Source organism: Pseudoalteromonas sp. LC2018020214 (assembly GCF_016598755.1).
Lineage (GTDB): Bacteria > Pseudomonadota > Gammaproteobacteria > Enterobacterales > Alteromonadaceae > Pseudoalteromonas > Pseudoalteromonas distincta.
Genome location: NZ_CP066804.1, coordinates 3,337,232 through 3,355,186, shown reverse-complemented (window position 1 = coordinate 3,355,186; position 17,955 = coordinate 3,337,232). Strand labels below are relative to the sequence as shown.

20 protein-coding genes are annotated in these 17,955 nt (G+C 40.6%); 19 read left to right on the top strand and 1 reads right to left on the bottom strand.

Annotated elements, in window-relative coordinates:
• The first annotated feature begins 1 nt into the window (after nt 1).
• The 19 genes from rplD to JG479_RS14875 all read left to right on the top strand — a co-directional run bounded on the left by rplD (nt 2) and on the right by JG479_RS14875 (nt 15,374).
• Complete coding sequence (gene rplD / locus JG479_RS14965; RefSeq protein ID WP_002957897.1) at nt 2–607, top strand: 50S ribosomal protein L4; 606 nt, start codon at nt 2–4, stop codon at nt 605–607.
• Nucleotides 604–906, top strand: coding sequence for a 50S ribosomal protein L23 (gene rplW, locus JG479_RS14960; RefSeq protein ID WP_002957896.1), 303 nt, complete (start codon nt 604–606; stop codon nt 904–906). Before rplD ends, rplW begins: the two co-directional genes overlap by 4 nt.
• A 15-nt stretch (nt 907–921) precedes the next feature.
• Nucleotides 922–1,746, top strand: a complete 825-nt coding sequence (gene rplB, locus JG479_RS14955; protein WP_002957895.1) for a 50S ribosomal protein L2 — start codon at nt 922–924, stop codon at nt 1,744–1,746.
• A gap of 15 nt (nt 1,747–1,761) precedes the next feature.
• Nucleotides 1,762–2,040: a 30S ribosomal protein S19 gene (gene rpsS / locus JG479_RS14950; RefSeq protein WP_004588689.1), complete on the top strand. Its 279-nt coding sequence runs from the start codon at nt 1,762–1,764 to the stop codon at nt 2,038–2,040.
• Between the two features lie 13 nt (nt 2,041–2,053).
• Nucleotides 2,054–2,386 (top strand): 50S ribosomal protein L22, encoded by a 333-nt coding sequence (gene rplV / locus JG479_RS14945; protein WP_002957892.1) that lies wholly within the window; start codon nt 2,054–2,056, stop codon nt 2,384–2,386.
• Between the two features lie 11 nt (nt 2,387–2,397).
• Nucleotides 2,398–3,099, top strand: coding sequence for a 30S ribosomal protein S3 (gene rpsC, locus JG479_RS14940; protein WP_002957891.1), 702 nt, complete (start codon nt 2,398–2,400; stop codon nt 3,097–3,099).
• Nucleotides 3,100–3,111: 12 nt separating this feature from the next.
• Nucleotides 3,112–3,525, top strand: a complete 414-nt coding sequence (gene rplP / locus JG479_RS14935) for a 50S ribosomal protein L16 (protein WP_002957890.1) — start codon at nt 3,112–3,114, stop codon at nt 3,523–3,525.
• Nucleotides 3,525–3,716: a 50S ribosomal protein L29 gene (gene rpmC, locus JG479_RS14930; RefSeq protein ID WP_002957889.1), complete on the top strand. Its 192-nt coding sequence runs from the start codon at nt 3,525–3,527 to the stop codon at nt 3,714–3,716. Before rplP ends, rpmC begins: the two co-directional genes overlap by 1 nt.
• Nucleotides 3,716–3,973, top strand: coding sequence for a 30S ribosomal protein S17 (gene rpsQ / locus JG479_RS14925; RefSeq protein ID WP_002957888.1), 258 nt, complete (start codon nt 3,716–3,718; stop codon nt 3,971–3,973). The genes rpmC and rpsQ overlap by 1 nt, the downstream gene beginning before the upstream one ends.
• A gap of 671 nt (nt 3,974–4,644) precedes the next feature.
• Nucleotides 4,645–5,112: a tRNA (adenosine(37)-N6)-threonylcarbamoyltransferase complex ATPase subunit type 1 TsaE gene (tsaE, locus tag JG479_RS14920; protein WP_002957887.1), complete on the top strand. Its 468-nt coding sequence runs from the start codon at nt 4,645–4,647 to the stop codon at nt 5,110–5,112.
• 27 nt (nt 5,113–5,139) lie between these two features.
• Nucleotides 5,140–6,483: an N-acetylmuramoyl-L-alanine amidase gene (locus tag JG479_RS14915; protein WP_138489744.1), complete on the top strand. Its 1,344-nt coding sequence runs from the start codon at nt 5,140–5,142 to the stop codon at nt 6,481–6,483.
• A gap of 36 nt (nt 6,484–6,519) precedes the next feature.
• A complete protein-coding gene (mutL, locus tag JG479_RS14910) occupies nt 6,520–8,367 on the top strand; it encodes a DNA mismatch repair endonuclease MutL (RefSeq protein ID WP_200219585.1) in 1,848 nt (615 codons plus the stop codon).
• 10 nt (nt 8,368–8,377) lie between these two features.
• Nucleotides 8,378–9,295: a tRNA (adenosine(37)-N6)-dimethylallyltransferase MiaA gene (gene miaA / locus JG479_RS14905; protein WP_165725098.1), complete on the top strand. Its 918-nt coding sequence runs from the start codon at nt 8,378–8,380 to the stop codon at nt 9,293–9,295.
• 78 nt (nt 9,296–9,373) lie between these two features.
• On the top strand, nt 9,374–9,637 hold the full coding sequence (gene hfq, locus JG479_RS14900; RefSeq protein WP_024597268.1) for an RNA chaperone Hfq: 264 nt from the start codon (nt 9,374–9,376) through the stop codon (nt 9,635–9,637).
• 15 nt (nt 9,638–9,652) lie between these two features.
• Nucleotides 9,653–10,942 (top strand): ribosome rescue GTPase HflX, encoded by a 1,290-nt coding sequence (gene hflX / locus JG479_RS14895; RefSeq protein WP_200219584.1) that lies wholly within the window; start codon nt 9,653–9,655, stop codon nt 10,940–10,942.
• A 100-nt stretch (nt 10,943–11,042) separates the two neighbouring features.
• Complete coding sequence (gene hflK / locus JG479_RS14890) at nt 11,043–12,212, top strand: FtsH protease activity modulator HflK (protein ID WP_002957881.1); 1,170 nt, start codon at nt 11,043–11,045, stop codon at nt 12,210–12,212.
• A gap of 5 nt (nt 12,213–12,217) precedes the next feature.
• Nucleotides 12,218–13,096: a protease modulator HflC gene (hflC, locus tag JG479_RS14885; protein ID WP_002957880.1), complete on the top strand. Its 879-nt coding sequence runs from the start codon at nt 12,218–12,220 to the stop codon at nt 13,094–13,096.
• Nucleotides 13,097–13,310: 214 nt separating this feature from the next.
• A complete protein-coding gene (locus JG479_RS14880; protein WP_024597266.1) occupies nt 13,311–14,624 on the top strand; it encodes an adenylosuccinate synthase in 1,314 nt (437 codons plus the stop codon).
• Nucleotides 14,625–14,735: 111 nt separating this feature from the next.
• The gene (locus JG479_RS14875) at nt 14,736–15,374 is read left to right on the top strand and encodes a tetratricopeptide repeat protein (RefSeq protein WP_200219583.1); all 639 of its coding nucleotides are present in this window, start codon (nt 14,736–14,738) and stop codon (nt 15,372–15,374) included.
• 70 nt (nt 15,375–15,444) lie between these two features.
• Here JG479_RS14875 and JG479_RS14870 read toward each other — a convergent pair whose 3' ends face one another.
• Complete coding sequence (locus tag JG479_RS14870; RefSeq protein WP_002957877.1) at nt 15,445–17,292, bottom strand: cation:proton antiporter; 1,848 nt, start codon at nt 17,290–17,292, stop codon at nt 15,445–15,447.
• Nucleotides 17,293–17,955 lie beyond the last annotated feature (663 nt).

Here is a 17,955-nt window from a genome sequence, read left to right as displayed (position 1 = left end):
GATGGAATTAGCAATTAAAGACGCTTCTGGCGGTCTTGAAGTTTCTGAAGCTACTTTTGGACGTGAGTTTAACGAAGCATTAGTACACCAAGTAGTTGTTGCATACGCAGCAGGTGCTCGTCAAGGTACTCGTGCTCAGAAGACACGTTCTGAAGTAAGCGGTGGTGGTAAAAAACCATGGGCTCAAAAAGGTACTGGCCGTGCACGTGCCGGTACAATCCGTAGCCCAATTTGGCGTTCAGGTGGCGTTAGCTTTGCAGCTAAACCACAAGACCACAGCCAAAAAGTAAACCGTAAAATGTACCGTGGTGCGATTAAAAGCATCTTATCTGAATTAGTTCGTCAAGAGCGTTTAATCGTTGTTGAAAGTTTTGCTCTAGCAGCACCAAAAACTAAAGAACTAGTTGCTAAGCTTAAAGAACTTGAGCTTAAAGATGTTCTTATCGTGACTGAAGAAGTAGATGAAAATCTTTTCTTATCGGCACGTAACCTTTATAAGGTTGACACACGTGATGTAGCTGGTATCGATCCTGTAAGCTTAATTGCTTTCGATAAGGTACTTATTACAGCCGCTGCTGTTAAGCAACTTGAGGAGGCGCTAGCATGATTCGCGAAGAACGTCTTTTAAAAGTGATCCTTGCTCCACATATCTCTGAAAAAAGCACAATTGCTGCTGAAGAAAACAATACTATTGTTTTTAAAGTAGTAAATGACGCAACTAAAGCTGAAATTAAAGTAGCAGTTGAGAAGCTTTTTGAAGTAGAAGTAACGGGTGTTCGCACACTTAACGTTAAGGGTAAAACAAAACGTACTGGCGCACGTTTCGGTCGTCGTAGCGACTGGAAAAAAGCTTACGTTACTCTTAAAGAAGGCAGCGAGCTAGACTTTGTCGGCGGCGCCGAGTAATAAGGGGATAGAATTATGGCACTTCAAAAGTGTAAGCCTACTTCTGCGGGCCGTCGTCACCTAGTTAAAGTGGTTAACTCTGATCTACATAAGGGTAAGCCATACGCACCACTTTTAGAGAAAAACTCTAAATCAGGTGGTCGTAATAACAATGGTCGTATTACGGTTCGTCATATCGGTGGTGGTCATAAACAACATTACCGTTTAATCGATTTTAAACGTACTAAAGATGGCATTCCAGCCACTGTTGAACGTTTAGAATACGATCCAAATCGTAGCGCAAACATCGCTCTTGTATTATATGCAGACGGTGAGCGTCGTTACATTATCGCACCTAAAGGCTTAAAAGCTGGCGATGCAATCCAGTCTGGTGTTGATGCACCAATCAAACCTGGTAATGCATTACCAATGCGTAATATGCCTGTAGGTTCGACTGTTCACAACGTAGAATTAAAACCAGGTAAAGGTGCTCAAATCGCACGTTCTGCTGGTGCATACGTTCAAATCCTTGCTCGTGATGGTCAGTATGTAACATTACGTCTTCGTTCAGGCGAAGTTCGTAAAGTTGAATCTGATTGTCGTGCGACTCTAGGTGAAGTAGGCAATGCTGAGCATATGCTTCGTTCACTTGGTAAAGCAGGTGCAAATCGCTGGCGTGGTATTCGTCCGACAGTTCGTGGTGTTGCCATGAACCCGGTAGATCACCCACACGGTGGTGGTGAAGGTCGTACATCTGGTGGTCGTCATCCTGTGTCTCCATGGGGTAAACCGACTAAAGGTGCGAAGACGCGTAAGAACAAGCGTACGGATAAATTTATAGTACGTCGTCGTACTAAGTAATATTGAGGAATAGCCATGCCACGCTCTCTCAAGAAGGGTCCTTTTATAGACCTACACTTGCTGAAGAAGGTAGAGAAAGCTTTGGAAAGCGGTGAGAAAAAGCCAATTAAAACTTGGAGCCGTCGTTCAATGATCATACCTAACATGATCGGATTGACCATTGCTGTCCATAATGGTCGCCAGCACGTACCAGTTTTCGTTTCTGACGAAATGATCGGTCACAAACTAGGTGAATTTGCACCAACTCGCACTTACCGTGGCCATGCTGCGGATAAGAAAGCGAAGAAACGATAAGAGGGGAAGATAAATGCAAGCATTAGCTAAACATAAATTCGCCTCTGGTTCGGCGCAAAAAGCACGTCTAGTTGCAGATCAGATCCGCGGGTTACCTGTAGATCGCGCACTAGAAATCCTGGCGTACAGCCCGAAGAAAGCGGCTGTATTAGTTAAGAAAGTACTTGAGTCTGCTATTGCTAACGCAGAGCATAACGAAGGTGCTGACATTGATGAGCTTCGTATAACAACGATCTTTGTGGACGATGGTCCTACAATGAAACGTATTATGCCTCGTGCTAAAGGACGCGCAGATCGCATCCTTAAGCGTACAAGCCATATCACTGTTATGGTTTCAGATAGCTAGGAGTATAAGTAATGGGACAAAAAGTTCATCCTACTGGTATTCGCCTAGGTATATCTAAACCTTGGGTTTCTACCTGGTACGCGAGTTCAAAAGATTTCTCTGCACAGCTTTTTGGCGATCACAAAGTTCGTACATTCCTTACTAAGGAATTGAAAACGGCTTCTGTGTCTAAAATCGTTATTGAGCGTCCAGCAAAATCAATCCGAGTAACAATCCACACGGCTCGTCCGGGTGTTGTTATCGGTAAAAAAGGCGAAGACGTAGAAAAATTACGTCAAGCGGTAACTAAAATCGCTGGTGTACCTGCTCAGATTAATATCTCTGAAGTACGTAAACCAGAACTAGATGCACAACTAGTAGCAGACGGCATTGCCTCTCAACTAGAACGTCGTGTTATGTTCCGTCGCGCTATGAAGCGTTCGGTACAAAATGCAATGCGCATCGGTTCTAAAGGGATTAAAGTTGAAGTTAGCGGTCGTCTTGGCGGCGCTGAAATCGCACGTTCAGAATGGTATCGTGAAGGTCGTGTACCTCTACATACTCTTCGTGCTGATATCGATTACGCAACTTCTGAAGCCTTAACCACTTATGGTATCATTGGTGTTAAAGTTTGGATCTTCAAAGGCGAAGTTATTGGTGGTTTACCACTAGTACAAGAGCAAGAGAAGCCAGCTAAACGCGCACCAAAGAAAGCCAAGAAAAGTGCTAAGTAGAGGTAGCGAGTAATGTTACAGCCAAAACGTACAAAATTCCGTAAAATGCACAAAGGCCGCAACCGCGGTTTAGCGCAAAACGGTAACAAAGTAAGCTTCGGTACTTTCGGATTGAAAGCAACTGGCCGTGGCCGTATGACTGCTCGTCAAATCGAAGCAGCTCGTCGTGCTATGACGCGTCACGTGAAACGTCAAGGTAAAATCTGGATTCGTGTCTTCCCTGACAAACCGATTACAGAAAAACCTCTTGAAGTTCGTATGGGTAAAGGTAAAGGTTCTGTTGAATATTGGGTTGCTGAAATTCAGCCTGGTAAAGTACTTTACGAAATGGAAGGTGTTTCAGAAGAGCTTGCTCGTGAAGCGTTTGACCTTGCTGCTCGTAAACTGCCATTCAAAACAACTTTCGTAACTCGGACGGTAATGTGATGAAAGCTAGCGAACTAAAAGATAAAAGCGTAGAAGAGCTTAATGCTGAACTTCTAGGACTACTTCGTGAGCAATTTAATATGCGCATGCAAGCTAGCACTGGTCAGTTAGCTCAGACACACACGCTAAGAACAGTACGCCGCGATATCGCGCGTGTAAAAACAGTTATTAACCAGAAGGCAGGTCAATAATGAGCGATAAAATTCGTACTCTTCAAGGCCGTGTAATCAGCGACAAGATGGAAAAATCTTTCACTATCGCTATCGCACGTTATGTGAAGCACCCAATCTATGGGAAATTCATTAAACGTACGACTAAGTTACACGTACATGACGAAAATAACACAGCAAAAGCGGGTGACGTAGTTACTATCCGTGAATGCGCACCAATTTCTAAGAATAAATCTTGGACTTTAGTAGACGTTATTTCTAGTCCAAAACAAGCTTAATTTTTAATTAAGTTAGTTTTGTAAAAAAGCCCTGGCATTAGCCGGGGCTTTTTGTTTTCTGGAACTGCCTTGTCTTGAAACGTGTTTACACATTTAGGACTTATACCAATCCGCAATAATACTTAATCATTTTGCGGGGCTAAACGTGTCGCTACCTGCGTTAAAAAATGTTCATTTAGAACAACTAAATAGCGAATTTTTTGCCTAGCTATCAACACGTTTTTCCAGCCTCAAAATAGATCACTTAATTAAGCGAATTGGTATTATTTTATGAAAATTCTTAAAACTAAAGACGTTAAGTTAGTTGGTATTATCTTTTTATCAGAAATACAAAAGCATGCAGGGTAGTTATTCTGGTTTGTGTCATCAACTCCGTTGTTGTTATATATTTTTGGTATCAGAACTAGTGGTTGAATCACAAAAGTTTGATTATAAGCTTACATATCTCAGTAACTTTAATACTTGCTATAGGCATCTCAGCCGTAGCGTTACTTTTCTCTTACTTTATTTCAATGTTACAGTTTTAAGGTATCGAAAATAGATATTCAAATAGAACTTTAATCATTCGCTTGTGTGGTTTTTTTATGTCTAAAACCTCAATTTATCGCCTTAAATGAATATTCTGGTATGATTAGCAAATATGCGCTTTTGAATGAATTTTTGAGGTAATAATGACGCGTAGTTTTGAATTTCATTTAACTGATGAGATTGCCACGGTTGCAATGGGTAATCGCGTTGCTGATATTATAGAGCAAGGTGCGGTTATTTATTTACATGGTGATTTAGGTGCTGGTAAAACAACGTTTACACGAGGTGTAGTGCAAGGCTTTGGCCATACAGGTAAGGTTAAAAGCCCGACCTATACACTAGTAGAACCTTATGAGCTTGAGCGTGCAAATGTTTATCATTTTGACTTATACCGCTTAGGTGATCCTGAAGAACTCGAATACATGGGAATACGCGATTATTTCTCAGCAGACGCAATTTGTGTTGTTGAATGGCCTGAAAAGGGTGGTGAATTTATTCCTGTGCCTGATTTAGATATTACTCTAAGCTATGTGGGTAACGAACGTAAAATTGTTATAAATAGTGCGAGTGAGCGCGGTATAGCAATTGTCGAAAAACTAAATAATCAATAATAATATAGTTAAGGCAGTAATTATCCAATGAGCCGAGGTGTAGTTAAACTTTTTATTTATCTTATGGTTATTACCATAAGCTTGCCGCTATGGGCTAAAAATACAATCAATAGTGTGCGTGTATGGCCGTCTCCAGATAGTACGCGCGTGGTATTTGATTTAAATGATAAGCCCGACTTTAGCTATTTCATGCTTAAAAACCCTAGCCGCCTAGTGATTGATTTAGAAAATACTAGCGAGTTAAAAACATTGCCAGGTGTGCCCCCGAAACATCAAATAGTAAGCAAATTACGTTACTCAAAACCTAAAAATAAACAAAGCGTACGTTTAGTATTTGAATTAAGTGCGCCAATAAAGCCAGTGGTATTTGCCCTCGCACCTACAGGCCCTTATAAAAATAGACTCGTTGTTGATTTATACAATAAAAGCCAAGCTACTACAGTTGTTTCTCCTGCTCAAACAGCCGCTAAAAACCGTCAACTAAGCCAAGAGCGCGACATTGTTATTGCAATTGATGCGGGGCATGGCGGCGAAGATCCTGGTTCAATTGGGCCATCAGGCACCTACGAAAAAACAGTTACACTGCAAATTGCGAAACGTTTAGAGCGCATGATTGATGGCGAACGTGGCATGATTTCGCGCATGGTACGAAGCGGTGACTATTTTGTAAAATTAAATACCCGTACTAATCGAGCCCGTGAAAAAAAGGCAGATTTTTTTGTTTCTATTCATGCTGATGCATTTACAAGCCCTGGGCCAAATGGTGCCTCTGTGTGGGTTTTATCATTGAGACGTGCTAATTCAGAAATAGGTAAATGGATAGAAGATAAAGAAAAACACTCCGAGCTTTTAGGTGGCGCTGCTGATGTAATGAAAGATGCCGCCAATGAAAAATATCTAGCACAAGCGTTGCTTGATATGTCGATGGACCACTCTATGAAAACTGGCTTAAATGTAGCTGACGAAGTGGTTAAAGAGCTTCGTAAGGTTGCCAAACTGCATAAAAAAGATCCCCAGCATGCGAGCCTTGCAGTACTAAAATCACCAGATATTCCATCTATTTTGGTAGAAACGGGGTTTATATCTAACCCGCGAGAAGAAAAGCTACTTAAAAGCCCTAATCATCAAGAGCGTTTAGCTAAAGCTATATTTACTTCAATTAAAAATTATTATTTGAAAAATCCACCGGATGATTCTTTATTTGCTAAATTAAAGTCGCAATATCCAACAAAGCATAAAGTACGCCCCGGTGAATCTTTAAGTATGTTAGCGAGTCGCTATGGCGTTACAGTCAATAAATTAAAACAAGTTAATAAGCTTAGTTCCAATACCTTATTTATTGGACAAGAGCTCGATATACCTCAAAGTTAGTCATTATTATTAGCGCAATGTTTGCTAGGAAGTCTCATGAATATTGAAATATTACCCGCGCGTTTAGCCAACCAAATTGCCGCAGGCGAAGTGGTTGAGCGCCCAGCGTCGGTAGTAAAAGAGCTTGTTGAAAATAGCTTAGATGCTGGCGCAACGCGTATTCAAATTGATATTGAGCGCGGCGGCCACAAACTTATTCGTATTCGTGATAATGGCGCAGGGATAAGTAAAGATGAGCTAACGCTCGCACTTTCTCGCCACGCGACAAGTAAATTAAAATCACTTGATGACCTTGAAAACATTTGCTCACTTGGCTTTAGAGGGGAAGCACTTGCGTCAATTAGTTCTGTGTCGCGTTTAACGCTGAGCTCAAAACCAAAAGAGCAAGAAGCAGCTTGGCAAGCTTTTGCAGAAGGCCGCGACATGGCCGTTCAAGTAAAACCTGTAGCGCATCCCGATGGCACAACCATTGAAGTAAAAGATTTATTTTTTAATACTCCAGCACGTCGTAAATTTTTACGCACCGAAAAAACTGAATTTAGCCATATTGATGAGTTGATAAAGCGTATTGCGCTTAGTCGCTTTGATGTCTCTATTACACTAACTCACAACGAAAAAGTAGTAAGGCAGTATCGTGCCAAAACTGATCCCTCTCAGGCTATAACACGCGTAGCACAAGTTGCAGGCAAGGCCTTTGCCGAGCAAGGTTTGCATATTCAATCAGGAGAAGGCGGTTTACAGTTGCATGGTTGGGTGCTGCCTGTAGGCTCAGCGAATACGACTCAGTACACTTATGTGAATAATCGCATGATGCGCGATAAGCTTATTCTGCATGCTATACGCCAGGCATTTGAAGAAGTAAGTGGAACACAAGAATTACCCGGTTTTGTCATTTATATTGATATTGACCCACGACAGGTTGATGTAAATGTTCACCCTGCTAAGCATGAAGTGCGTTTTCATCAAGGGCGGTTAATTCATGATTTTATATTGCAAGCTATTAAGCAGGTAGTCGTGCCATTGCAAGGCGAATTCACTAACGAATCAGCGAGCACAGAAGCAGAATTCACGCCAGCGTTCATTGAGTCAACGCATAGCAGTGCTAATAATATAGAAAGCGAAGGAGTGTTTGATTACCCTAAATCGCAATTACAGCCCTCTTACTCTGGAAGTGCTGGTAGCTCAAGTTCGTCCTCAGGTACTAGAAGTATTGGCGGTGCATACCGTGCTGCACCAAGTACGAGCCATCATGACGTAAATGCGTTTTATCAAGGAGTGAGTGAGCAACACGCCGCGCATTTTGATAATGCAGCCAATATATCTGCAGCACAACACCAGTCCGTATCTGTGGATAATGTCTTAAAAGCTGTTTCTATTATAAGTGTTAGTGAAGGAGTGTGTGTCTTTAGTGAAGAACAGCAATTGTATTGCTCACATTTTAAATATGCATTAGTTGATGATTGGTATAGTCAAATTAAAGAGTTCGGAAGTTTAGAAGGGAAAGCCCTTTTGTTACCAGTGCGAGTAAACTTAGAAAAAGAAAATTGCTTACTTATAGAATCCCAGCAATCGTGGTTTACCTTACTTGGTTTTGAACTTGTAATAGAAAAACAATTTGTAATGGTTAAAAAATTGCCAGCGTGTTTATATTTACTTGACGTAAGTGCAGCGGTAGGTGAGCTACTTGATGCGTGTAAAGCAAAACTTGAAAATATAGAGAATTGGTTAGAATGGCAAATGAAATGCGTGCCGACCCGATTTTATTTAAGCAATGTATTTTTAGCGCAACAAATGCGCTTACAAAATAATCCACAAACTATTGAACGCTTGCGTAAAAAAGCAGTTAAAATAGAGCTAAATCACTATTTAACGCAATTAGATTAAGGTATCAGTGTTGAGTAATTTACCAGTTATATTTTTAATGGGTCCAACTGCAGCAGGTAAAACAGCATTGGCAATCTCGCTGTGCGAGCATTTAAATACAGAAATAATCAGCGTAGATTCAGCGCTAGTGTATAAAGGTATGGACATTGGTACAGCAAAACCTGATGCCGAAGAATTAGCCAAAGCTCCGCATCATTTAATTGATCTACTTGACCCGAGTGAAACGTATTCAGTTGCAGATTTTAGGCGCGATGCAGTGCAAAAAATTGACGAATTTCACAGACAAGGTAAAGTGCCTGTATTGGTTGGAGGTACAATGCTGTACTTCAAATCTTTAATTGATGGTTTATCGCCTTTACCTGAAGCAGATACAGAGATAAGAGCAGAGTTAGAAGCGCAAGCGAAAGAATTTGGCTGGCCTCATTTATATAAAGAATTAGTTAAAGTTGACCCACAAGCAGCCGAAAAAATAAGTGAAAATGATTCACAAAGAATTAATCGAGCTTTAGAGGTTTACAGGTTAACTGGTAAGACCATGACTGAGTTGCAAATGCAAAAACAGCCGGCTTTACCTTATACTTTTCATCAATTTGCGATTGCACCGCAAGAACGCAGTGAATTACACCGCCGAATTGAAGAAAGGTTTAAAATAATGATTGATCAGGGGTTTGAAAATGAAGTTTCGACCCTATATCTACGTAAGGATTTACACCCCAATATGCCTTCTATTCGTTGTGTTGGTTATAGACAAATGTGGGATTACCTTGCGGGTGAAACAAACCATGATGAAATGGTTTTTCGTGGCATCGCAGCAACACGTCAGCTGGCAAAACGGCAGTTAACGTGGCTTCGTAGTTGGCCTGATGTTACTTGGTTAACAACAGGCGACGAAGAAAACTTGCATCGTGTAGTAAGTTCGCTAAGCTAGTAGTAGTTGAATATTGTTTTTTATCAAATAAGTTCAGCCACTTAATTATAATAACACCTAGAACGAAGGAACAATAACATGGCAAAAGGCCAATCGTTACAAGACCCATTTTTGAATGCACTACGACGTGAGCGCATTCCAGTATCAATCTTTTTGGTAAATGGCATAAAATTACAAGGCAAAATTCAGTCATTTGACCAATTTGTTATTTTACTAGAGAACACCGTAAATCAAATGGTTTATAAGCATGCAATTTCTACAGTTGTCCCTGCTCGCGCAGTTAACTTCCAAGCAGTTCAAGGGAGTGAAGACACTGAAGAGGCAGAAGCTGGAAACTTTTAATTAGGAGCATAATGTTTGTTTGACCGCTATGAATCCGGCGAACAGGCAATTTTAGTTCATATCGACTTGCCTAAAGAAGGAGATCGTGAAGATCTTCATGAATTAGAAATGTTGGTATCTTCTGCTGGTGTTAGTAGTTTGGCGGTTGTGCAAGGCAGCCGTCAAGCACCACATCCGAAACTATTCGTCGGTACCGGTAAAGCAGAAGAAATAGCTGAGATTGTCAAAATCCACAAAGCAGATGTCGTAATTTTTAATCATCAACTCAGGCCATCACAAGAGCGTAATTTAGAGCGCGTTTGTCAATGTCGTGTGCTTGATAGAACGACGCTAATTCTTGATATTTTTGCCCAACGCGCACGTACCCACGAGGGTAAGCTGCAAGTTGAATTGGCTCAACTTCGCCATATGTCGACTCGATTAATTCGAGGCTGGACTCACCTTGAACGTCAAAAAGGCGGGATTGGTTTACGTGGTCCAGGTGAAACTCAACTTGAAACTGACAGAAGATTACTTCGTGCCCGTATCCAAAATATTCGTGCACGTTTAGCTAAAGTTGCAGTGCAACGTGAACAAGGTAGGCGAGCTCGTACTCGCAACGAAATACCTACAGTTTCGTTAGTTGGTTATACCAATGCGGGTAAATCTACATTATTTAATCGAATTACAAATTCAGATGTATACGCGGCCGATCAGTTGTTTGCAACGCTTGACCCGACTCTACGTAAGCTTGAGTTAGGTGATGTTGGCCCTGTTATCTTAGCCGATACAGTAGGCTTTATTCGTCACCTACCACATGACTTAGTTGCTGCTTTTAAAGCAACGCTTACTGAAACTCGCGAAGCTGATTTGCAGTTACATGTAATTGATGCAGCAGACTCACGTCTGCAAGAAAATATTGAACAAGTACAATCGGTGCTTAAAGAAATTGAGGCCGATGAAGTACCACAGCTATTAATTTATAATAAAATTGATGCGCTGGATAACGTAAGCCCACGTATTGATCAAGATGACGAAGGTCAACCTATAAGAGTATGGCTTAGCGCTCAGACTGGTGAAGGGTGTGAATTACTTAGCGAGGCTATCAGTGAGTTACTAGCTAAGAAGATGTTTAACGAAACATTATTTCTTACGCCATTGTATGGTCGCTTAAGAGCTGCATTGTTCAGTTTAAATGCAGTGCATGAAGAGCAATTTGATGAGCAAGGTAATTGGCTGTTAGATGTTAGAATGCCAATGGTTGAGTGGAATCGTTTAATTAAAGAATTTGGTCCTGAAATTGCTGGTTTTATCAACCGTAATTAAAAATTGACGTTTTAATGTCGGTTTTTGTATGAGAAACGCGGTAGATTTGTTAGATTTAACACAATTTCCTAATTTATTTAGATAACAATGGAGTATAGCTATGGCCTGGAATGAACCGGGTAATAATGGCAATGACAAAGATCCGTGGAATAATAAAGGCGGACGTGATCAAGGCCCACCTGATTTAGACGAGGTGTTCCGCAAGTTTAGTAACAAGTTCAGCGGCTTATTTGGCGGGAAAAAATCCGGCAATGGTAGCGGCGGTGGACTTGGCGGAGCCGGTATTTCATTCATACTTATTATCGCCGTTATTGTATGGGCGTTAAGTGGTATTTATACGGTTAAAGAGGCCGAGCGTGGTGTGGTTCTACAATTTGGTAAATATGACCGAATTGCTGATCCTGGTTTGCGTTGGAAAATGACTTTCATCGAAACGGTAATCCCAGTAGATATTGAAGCAGTTCGTTCATTATCGGCTTCTGGTTTTATGCTTACTGAAGACGAAAACGTAGTGAGCGTTGAGTTTCAGGTGCAATACCGTGTTATTGACCCATACCTTTATGAATTTAGCGTAACTAACGCTGATAGTAGCTTAGAAGAAGCGCTAGACAGTGCACTGCGTTATGTTGTGGGCCATGCAAAAATGGACCAAGTATTAACTAATGGCCGTGAGGTTGTTCGTCAAAATACATGGGATGAGCTTAATAAGATTATCGAACCATATAACTTAGGTTTAATTGTTACTGACGTGAACTTTAAAGACTCTCGTCCACCAACTGAAGTTAAAGATGCATTTGATGATGCAATTGCTGCACAAGAAGATGAAGAACGTTTCATCCGTGAAGCAGAAGCATATGCTCGTGAAATTGAACCGCGTGCTCGTGGTCAAGTAACGCGTATGACTCAAGAAGCGGAAGGTTATCAAGAGCGTATTACATTAGAAGCACAAGGTGAGGTAGCTCGCTTTGAAAAGCTTTTACCTGAATATCAAGCAGCTAAAGAAGTTACTCGTGAGCGCTTATACATTGATGCAATGGAAGAAGTGTTAGGGAGTAGTTCTAAAATATTGGTTGATGTTAAAGGCGGCAATAACATGATGTATTTACCTCTTGATAAAATCATGGACAAGCAAGGAACCGCAACACGAGTTGCACTTCCAAGTTCAAGTGATATTCAAGACTTACGTAATAAAGTTAATACGTCGCGCAATAGCTCTGTTAATAGTGGCAATGACCGCTTTAACAACGACCGCTTCAATGATGGGAGATAATCATAATGAAAAACTTTAGTTTAGTAATACTATTAGCTGCCATTGTTATGTCTTTCTCATCGGTATTTGTTGTACCTGAAGGGCAAAAAGCAATTGTAATGTTATTCAGTAAAGTACAAAAAGATAGCGACGATAAAGCGATTGTATATGGCCCAGGCCTACAATTTAAAGTACCATTTTTTAGCCAAGTACGTCGTATTGATGCACGTATTCAAACGCTAGATGGTGCGCCAGATCGCTTTGTTACTAGCGAGAAAAAAGACTTAATTGTTGATTCGTTTGTAAAGTGGCGCGTTAATGACTTTAGTGCTTTTTACTTACGTGCTCGTGGCGATAAGCAATATGCTGAAACGCTACTTAAGCAAAAAGTAAACAATGGTCTTCGTACAAACTTTGGTACACGTACAATTCGCGAAATTGTATCGGGTGAGCGTAGCGAGTTGATGGAAGAAGCGTTAGTACAAGCTTCTGAAAGTGCACGTGAGCTAGGTATTGAAGTACTAGACGTACGTGTTAAGCAAATCAACCTACCACAAGAAGTGAGTAGCTCTATTTACCAACGTATGCGCGCTGAGCGCACTGCGGTTGCAAAAGAGCACCGTTCTGAAGGTCAGGAAAAAGCAGAGACTATTCGTGCGGGAGTTGACCGTCGAGTAACTGTAATGCTTGCTGATGCTGAGCGTAATGCACGTTCTGTACGTGGTCAAGGCGATGCTGATGCTGCAGGCATTTATGCTAATGCGTATAACAAAGACCCTGAGTTCTTTAGTTTTGTACGTTCACTTGAAGCTTACAAAAAGACTTTTAAAGATAAGCAAGATGTTATGGTGCTTTCACCAGATAGCGACTTCTTCCAATATATGAAAGGCGCTAAAGCTCAATAGACTTTACGTTAATTATTTAAAAGTTAAAAAGCCTCGCATTTGCGGGGCTTTTTGTTAAATACAAACTAGTGCGTTAAATCACTGTTATTTATGTGGTTATTGGTCAATATTTGGATATAACAATTGCCCGCAGAAAAAATAAGCTGAACAGGGGTGATCTTTACTTTAGTTTTCTGGTAAAATCTCGTCCTAATTTTCTCTAAGTGAATTTACGATGGGTAAAAACGTTGTTGTATTAGGCACCCAATGGGGTGACGAAGGAAAGGGTAAGGTAGTTGATCTCCTTACAGACAAAGCATCTTTAGTAGTTCGTTATCAAGGTGGCCACAATGCGGGTCATACTTTAGTTATCGAAGGTGAAAAGACGGTTCTACACCTTATTCCATCGGGTGTATTACGTGACAATGTTAAATGTGTGATTGGTAATGGTGTAGTTTTATCACCAGAAGCGCTAATGAGAGAAATTGGCATGCTTGAAGAGCGCGGCGTACCAGTACGCGAGCGTCTTTTAATAAGTGAAGCATGTCCGCTAATCTTGCCTTTCCATGTTGCATTAGATGTAGCCCGCGAAACAGCTCGTGGCGATAAGCCTATTGGTACAACTGGCCGTGGAATCGGTCCTGCGTACGAAGATAAAGTAGCACGTCGTGGTTTACGCGTAGGCGATTTATTTAATCCTGAAGTATTTGCAGCTAAATTAAAAGAAGTGCTTGAGTACCACAACTTCACTTTAGTTAACTACTACAAAGTAGATGCTGTAGATTTCCAAAAAACGTTTGATGATGCAATGGCTGTTGCTGATATCTTAAAAGCAATGGTTGTAGATGTAACTGAGCTTTTAGATCAAACGCGTTTAGCAGGCGAAAACATTTTATTTGAAGGTGCACAAGGTACGTTACTTGATATAGATCACGGTACTTACCCTTATGTAACATCTTCAAACACTACCGCTGGTGGCGTTGCGACTGGTGCAGGTTTTGGTCCATTAAACCTTGATTACGTTTTAGGTATTATTAAAGCGTACACGACACGTGTTGGTTCAGGTCCTTTCCCTACAGAGCTTTACGACGGTCTTGATAAACAAGATCCAGTTGGTAAGCACCTAGGTGATAAAGGCCATGAGTTTGGCGCTACAACAGGTCGACTTCGTCGTACTGGTTGGTTAGATGCAGTGGCTATGCGCCGTGCAGTTCAAATCAACAGTATTTCAGGTTTTTGTTTAACTAAGCTTGATGTTTTAGATGGCTTAGAAACACTTAAAATCTGTACTGGTTATAAGCTTGAAGATGGCACAGTTACTAACGTAACACCATTAGCGGCTGAAGGTTACGATAAAGTAACACCAGTATACGAAGAGATGCCAGGTTGGTCAGAAAACACTGTTGGTGTAACGAGTCTTGACGGTTTACCAAAAGCTGCGATTGACTACATCAAACGTATTGAAGAAATTACGGGTGTTCCAATTGATATTATTTCTACAGGTCCTGACCGTGTAGAAACTATGGTGCTTCGCAATCCGTTTGCGTAATTACCATTAGATTAAAAAAAGCTGCTTCGTGCAGCTTTTTTTGTGTCTAAAATTCACCTTGGAACGATCTTTGTATATTATTTAATAAGTTTATTTATATAAGTGGTGAACATGCGTTTATTTAATCGTAATTGCGTACTAAGGCTTTCGTTAATACCGCTGTCTTTATTTATAGCAACCAACAGCTTAGCTACAGAAAGCCCTGCTGCTGTGCCGCTGTATACAGAATCAGAGCTAATTGCGTTAATAAATAAAAATACGCATTTAGCGCGCGTAAAGGCAGATGATTGCCAGTTGGTGCAAGATATAGAAGCACGAGCCAATAAAATGGCATTGCCGTCTTATCAATTTTTATACGGCGATATGTTGGCTTATAACGTGTGCGTTGATCGCAATGTAGAGTTAGGTGTGTATTACATGCGAAAAGCAGCTGAGCAAGGCTTAGCGGCAGCGCTAGAGCAATTGGGACGATACTACGACACTGGTCGCTTAGTTCAGCAAGATAAAGCAATGGCAATTACGTATTTGCGTGAAGCCTCGTCGCAAGGCAATTTTAAAGCGCAACTACGTTTAGTTAAATTATTTAATGATGGCTATGGCAGCCCGCGTGATTTTGAAGATGCCTATCGTTGGCTATTTAATTCTATGGTGGCAGATAAAGCGACTCATAAAAAAATTGAGCGAGCGCTGACTAAGTTAGCGCAAAAAATGCCAGATAGTGTGGTTGCTCGAGCCCGCCTTCCTATTTAATGGCTTTTAAAAACAAAACCCTAACTTTTTAAGTTAGGGTTTTTTTAGTTTTTACAGACCGTAAAAGTATTTAACTGTCTTCTTTAGCCTTTGTTTGCGGGTCTTTTAAAACTGACATTTTAGGCGGCTGTAATGCAACAACGCGTTCGCCTTCTTGCGGCGGTTTTTCCATGTTGATTGTAAACGGTCTTAGCTTAATTGGTGTATCGTCATCACTGTCTTTATCACCTTTGAGAATAAATAAAGGGATAGCCTCAGGGTTCATTTCTAAGTATTGTTCCCAGCTAAACTCATCCGAGATACGTGTTGAACTAACCTTACCGCCTTTAGCTATAATACTGCTTAAACGTGCATACGAGCCTTCGTCTCCAAACAGTATTTGTCTAGATAAAAACGTTGCGCTGTCTTTATTTGCTTTTGCATGCGACGTTGATGAGCGTAGCGAAAATACATTTTTTTCATTAAGTAAATGAGAAAAGTATTGAACACCTAACGCATTATGATGACGATTTGGCGATAACGCTAATACACTACGAATCGTTGTTAGAGGTAAGTAGCGTTCAGCATGCTCTGATTGCGGGTTACCATAATAACAAGCTAAACCATCCATACGTGCCATTCTGCAGTTTTCCCATGCAGGATCTGACAGGTGAACCGGAATGTTTTGCTCTTGTAAGCCTCGGCCGATTGCACGCGATACATGGTTTGCACCAATAATTAATATTGTATTTGGCGACGGTTGGCGTACACCTAATAGCTTGGCGACAGGAATGGCGGTTAAGCTCTGTAGTACAACGGTAATTATAATTACTGTAAATATAAGAGGTACCATTTTTTCAGCATCAGCAACACCAGACTCCATCATACTAAGCGCAAATACCGACCCAACGGCTGCGGCGACTATACCGCGTGGAGCTATCCAGGCAAGTACCAAACGAGACTTCATTGGTAAGTCAGTACCAAAGGTCGAAATAGCAATACACAGTGGACGAGCAACAAAAAGCACGATAGCTAAAAATATAAATACATCGCTGTCGAGCATCATTAAATCAGAGAGCTGTAAGCGTGCTGCAAGTAAAATAAACAGCGTTGATATTAATATCATCGACAAGTCTTCTTTGAACTCAAGTACAGAATCTATTTCTAAATCGTCTTGGTTAGCAAGCCAAATACCAAATACAGTCACTGCTAATAGGCCCGATTCATGGCTTAAATAGTTTGATACAGAAAAACTAATGAGTACTAATGCCAATATACCAAACTTATGTAATTCAAATGGTAGCCATTCGCGGCGCATTAATAGTGTTGTTAACCAACCAGCAGCAACACCAATACTTAATCCAACACCTAGGGTTTTAACTAAAGCAATAATAGTGTGGCTAAATACTTCGCCTTGGCCTACCAGCATTACGGCTTCAAATACTAATACAGCGAATAATGCGCCGATCGGGTCTATTACAATACCTTCCCATCGAAGTATGCGGTCAATGTCTTGTGTTGGGCGCATTGAGTTTAATAGCGGTGCTATAACAGTAGGGCCTGTTACAACTAGCACTGCACCTAATACCGCAGCTACACGCCAATTAAGTTCAAGTAACCAATAGGCGCTGAGACTAATAATAATACAGGTAGTAAGCATGCCGATGGAGCAAAGGTTCCTTACAACTTTTCCGATTCCTTTGAGCTCTCTGAAATGCAGAGTTAAGGATCCTTCAAATAAAATGATGGCAACGCTTAGTGATACAACTGGAAACAGTAAATCACCTAACAATGCATCAGGGTCTAAAACACCACTAAATGGCCCAAGTAAAAGACCTGTAAGCAATAAGAAAAGAATAGCGGGCACTCTAAAAGCCCACGCGACCCATTGGGCAAGCACAGAGCAAAGTGCGATACCGGCTATGTAAATTGCTGACATAGATTAAGAATTCCTTATTTATGACGGTTTGTTTAGAAAGTATAACTTTTGTTAATTATTAATACAGGGGTATACACGGGAAATTCAAATATTACTAATCAATTTTAGCTGCTTATAGAAGATTAGTAGGCTTAAATTATTTTGCGCGTGTAAAGCCGCCTTATTTTAAGCGGTATTAATTGTTTAATTGGTTGAATTTTAATAACAATCTAACACCACAAACGAGAAGGAATTAGCTTCGCTCGAATTTTAACCTTGATTTTTAAGGAGTATTTAGTGTAATATACTTCGTGTTCTAATAATTAGTTATCTAATGAAGTTTATTGGAAGTAAAAGTGGTTTGTTAATCTTAACGTCATTTTTAATCTTTATAATCATGCATTAGTGGTGTTACTAGTATTCGAACACTACATAATTTCATTTGCCGAACTCTTGGTATGGTTTTGCTAAACAAGTTTATTTAATTATTTAAGTAAATAAAGGTTTGAGTTGAACTATTACTTTCAATGTTTAACCCCCATCGTGGCGGTTAAATCTCGGTCCTTTGGTCTTCACCCTATCTGTTGGTGTATCAGACTTTAGAGGCTCTATGTATGTTGTTAATAAAAAAGCCACACACAGCTTTTTACAGCGATGCATAAACAACACTTTTAAATTTTTTGA